General features: G+C 68.2%; 4 protein-coding genes. 3 read left to right on the forward strand and 1 reads right to left on the reverse strand.

Annotated features, from left to right (window positions below; genetic code table 11):
- The coding region (locus FXN61_RS47740; protein ID WP_167980382.1) for a sensor histidine kinase at positions 1 to 748 on the forward strand (748 nt) is incomplete at its 5' end.
- The gene (locus tag FXN61_RS47745; RefSeq protein WP_167980383.1) at positions 745 to 1,371 is read left to right on the forward strand and encodes a response regulator; all 627 of its coding nucleotides are present in this window, start codon (positions 745 to 747) and stop codon (positions 1,369 to 1,371) included. The genes FXN61_RS47740 and FXN61_RS47745, both read left to right, overlap by 4 nt.
- 64 nt (positions 1,372 to 1,435) lie before the next feature.
- On the opposite strand, the gene arc is transcribed toward FXN61_RS47745, so the two are convergent.
- The gene (gene arc / locus FXN61_RS47750; protein ID WP_167980384.1) at positions 1,436 to 3,232 is read right to left on the reverse strand and encodes a proteasome ATPase; all 1,797 of its coding nucleotides are present in this window, start codon (positions 3,230 to 3,232) and stop codon (positions 1,436 to 1,438) included.
- A gap of 714 nt (positions 3,233 to 3,946) precedes the next feature.
- Between arc and FXN61_RS47755 the strand changes: the two genes are divergently transcribed.
- Positions 3,947 to 4,105, forward strand: a complete 159-nt coding sequence (locus tag FXN61_RS47755) for a hypothetical protein (protein ID WP_167980385.1) — start codon at positions 3,947 to 3,949, stop codon at positions 4,103 to 4,105.
- Positions 4,106 to 4,160: the final 55 nt, after the last annotated feature.

Consider the following 4,160-nt stretch of genomic DNA (forward strand, 5'->3'; position numbering starts at 1 on the left):
TCGCGGTGGCGGTGTCGCGTCCGCGGGCCTCGGCGGGGGCGAGCCGGAGAACGTGCTCGCGGCGACGGCGGCGCTGGGCGCGGTGTGGGCGATCGGCTACACGACACGGCTGCGGCGTTCGTTCATCGCGCGGGAGATGGAGCAGCAGGCCGAGCAGGCGCTGGGTGACGAACGCCTGCGCATCGCCCGCGAACTGCACGACGTGGTGGCGCACAACCTGTCCCTGATCGCCGTGCAAGCGGCCAACGCCGCACATGTGCGCTCACCCGAGCACGCCTACCAGGCTCTGGAGGTGATCTCGGAGACGAGCCGCGCGGCACTCACCGAGATGCGTGGCCTGCTCGGCGTCCTGCGCTCGGACGCCGACCTGGCGCCCTCCCCCGGCCTCGACGGGCTGGTGGAACTGGCCGACCGGGCGTCACTGGCGGGGGTGCGCGTCTCGTTGGACGTGCGGGGCGACTCCGTTGTGCCGGAGGGGGTCGGGCTGTCGGCATACCGGATCGTGCAGGAGGCTTTGACCAACGTCGTGAAGCACGCGGCGCCGGCAGCGTGCACGGTCACGGTGGAGGTGACTCCGTCGTTGGTGCGCATCGACGTGGCGGACGACGGACCTGGGGTGAAGGAGCTCGGAGTGGGACATGGGTTGATCGGCATGCGCGAACGCGTGGCGGTGTACGGCGGCACGTTCAGCGCCGGGCCCGGTGAGAACGGCAGTTTCCGGGTCGTGGCGGAGCTGCCGTACCGATGACCAGCGTGCTGATCGTCGACGACCAGGCATTGCTGCGCGCGAGCTTCCGCCTGCTGGTCGACAACGAACCTGACCTGACCGCGGTGGGCGAGGCGGGCACCGGAGCCGAAGCCGTGGCGCTGGCCGCGTCGCTGAAGCCGGACGTGGTCCTGATGGACATCCGCATGCCGGAGATGGACGGCATCGAGGCCACGCGGCTGCTGGACGGTCCGAAGGTGCTGGTGCTGACGACGTTCGACCTGGACGAGTACGTGTTCGGCGCGTTGCGGGCAGGCGCCTCGGGTTTCCTGCTGAAGGACACACCACCGGCCGAGCTGCTGGCCGCGATCCGGGTGGTGGCGTCGGGCGAGTCGCTGCTGTCGCCGTCGATCACGCGGCGGCTCATCTCCGAGTTCGTCAGCCGGCCGGCGTCACCGGTGGTGTCGGGGCTGGAGCGGCTGACCGAGCGGGAGAAGGAAGTCCTGCTGCTGGTCGCGCGGGGACTGTCCAACGCGGAGATCATGGCCGAGCTGCACGTCAGCCCCGGCACGGTGAAGACGCACATCGGGAACCTGCTGGCCAAGCTGCACGCCCGTGACCGCGCCCAGCTCGTGATCGCGGCCTACGAGTCGGGCCTGGTGTGAACGAAACCGCCCCGGCCGAAGCGACCGGGGCGGTTTCCGTGCTGTTCCTTTGCAACCGAGCTGGTTACAGGTAGGTGCCGGTGTTCGTGGCCGTGTCGATCGCGCGGCCCGTCTCCTGGTTCTTCCCGGTGACGAGCGTGCGGATGTAGACGATCCGCTCGCCCTTCTTGCCCGAGATGCGTGCCCAGTCGTCCGGGTTCGTCGTGTTCGGCAGGTCCTCGTTCTCGGCGAACTCGTCGACGATGGCGGCCTGCAGGTGCCGGACCGAGAGTCCGGGCTGCTTGGTGTCCAGCAGCGACTTGATCGCCGCCTTCTTGGCCCTGTCGACGATGTTCTGGATCATCGCGCCGGAGTTGAAGTCCCGGAAGTACAGGACCTCCTTGTCACCGTTGGCGTAGGTGACCTCCAGGAAGCGGTTCTCCTCGGACTCCTCGTACATGCGCTCGACGGTGTGCTGCACCATGCCCTCGATGCAGGCCTTCGGGTCCCCGCCGAACTCGGCGAGGTCGTCGGCGTGCAGCGGGAGGTTCGGCGTCAGGTACTTGTTGAAGATGTCCTTCGCGCCCTCGGCGTCCGGTCGCTCGATCTTGATCTTCACGTCGAGGCGGCCGGGGCGGAGGATCGCCGGGTCGATCATGTCTTCACGGTTGGAGGCGCCGATGACGATGACGTTCTCCAGGCCCTCGACGCCGTCGATCTCCGAGAGCAGCTGGGGCACGATCGTCGTCTCGACGTCGGACGACACACCGGAACCGCGGGTGCGGAAGATCGAGTCCATCTCGTCGAAGAACACGATCACCGGGGTGCCCTCTGACGCCTTCTCACGAGCCCGCTGGAAGATCAGGCGGATGTGCCGCTCGGTCTCACCGACGAACTTGTTGAGGAGCTCGGGGCCCTTGATGTTGAGGAAGTAGGACTTGGCCTGCTTGTCGGTTTCGCCGCGGATCTCCCGCACCTTCTTGGCCAGGGAGTTCGCCACCGCCTTCGCGATGAGCGTCTTGCCGCAGCCGGGAGGGCCGTAGAGCAGCACGCCCTTGGGCGGGCGCAGCTCGTACTCGCGGAACAGGTCGGCGTGCAGGAAGGGCAGCTCCACGGCGTCGCGGATCTGCTCGATCTGCCGGGACAGACCGCCGATGTCGCTGTAGTCGATGTCCGGGACCTCTTCGAGCACGAGGTCCTCGACCTCGGCCTTGGGGACCCGTTCGTAGGCGAAGCCCGCCTTCGAGTCGACCAGCAGCGAGTCGCCGGGCTTGAGCGGTGAGTCGAGCAGCGGCTGGGCGAGCCAGACCACCCTCTCCTCGTCCGCGTGGCCGACGACCAGCGCGCGGGCGATCGTGTCCTCACCGTCTTCGGTGAGCACCTCCCGCAGTGCGCAGACCTCACCCGACCGCTCGAACCCGCCGGCCTCGACGACCGTCAGCGCCTCGTTGAGGCGGACGGACTGACCGTAGGAGATCTTCTCCGGCTCGACCGCCGGGGACACGGCGACCCGCATCCGGCGGCCGGACGTGAAGACGTCGACCGTCCCGTCGTCGTAACGCGCCATGAAGACGCCGTACCCGCTGGGTGGCTGGGCCAGCCGGTCGACTTCCTCACGCAGCGCGAGCAACTGGCTTCGTGCTTCGCGGAGGGTGTCTATGAGCTTCGTGTTTCGCTCGGTCAGCTGGCTGACGCGCTCTGTCGCCTCAGCCAAGCGCTGCTCGAGCAACCGCGTGTGGCGCGGGGACTCGGTCAGCTTGCGACGCAACGACGCGATCTCGTCCTCGAGGAACCTGATCTGCGCAGTCAGCTCAGCAGAATTGTTGCCCTGGTTCAGCTCGCCACCCTCATCGGGTTGGCTGCCGGGATGACCGTGCTGCATGTCGGCACCCTCCTCCCGTGTTCGTACCGATTACGGTACCGGCGATCACCGACAAAATCGTGTACTCACAACATCATCTTCGCTCGTGTGACGCAACGGTCCGGCCTCCAACAGAGGTCAACTGCTCCATCTCGGTGTCCGGTTGAACCGCCTACCCGCTACGGTGCGTCCCAGAAACCCCGACCGGCGTTGCGCCCAGCGACACGCCAGCCGACCTGCGAGAAGTCCGAGGAGAGGGTCATGGGAGCACCTGGGCGGCCGCCCGGCCCCTACGGTCCGCGACCACCCTCGGACGACCGCGAACACGCCTGGTACGGCCCGCGGCCCGGCGACGGGCGGCAACCCGCCCTCGTCCCACCAGGTGGACCACTGACTGGTCCGATCGGTGGTCACGCACCGCAACCCACCCCACCCGTGCTCGTCGGAGGACCCGCTCCGGCGCGGCTCCAGTACGACCGGAGGGCGTGCGGCCAACCGGGTGGTTCTGCCGGAGCAACCGGCGCACCACCCCGACAGCGCAGTGCATCGCACTCGATTCCCGGTGGAGTTGCCGCAATCGTTATCAGACACGGCCTTGGCGCCCCCGGATGGCACCTGCACAGGGTGTGCATAACCACTCATGGGCGTCGATAGACCCCATTCGGCCGCGCGTCGGTCGGCGAAGTACCACAATGTCCAACGAAAGATCACCTCATCCGCATCGGGGGAGTTTCGATGACCTACCCGCCGCAGCAGCCCGGCCCCTACGGGCAGCAGCCGCAGCCCGGTGGGCCGTACGGGCAGCAGCCGCCGCAGCAGCCGGGTTACGGCCAGCAGCCGCCTCCCGGGTACGGCCAGCAGGTCGCCGTACGGGCGCACCGCGGTGATCTGTGAACCGTCCTCGGCGAAGTCCACGACCACCCGCCACCTCATCCGCACCCGGTTGTCG

Source organism: Lentzea indica (genome assembly GCF_012184385.1).
GTDB classification, from domain to species: domain Bacteria; phylum Actinomycetota; class Actinomycetes; order Mycobacteriales; family Pseudonocardiaceae; genus Lentzea; species Lentzea indica.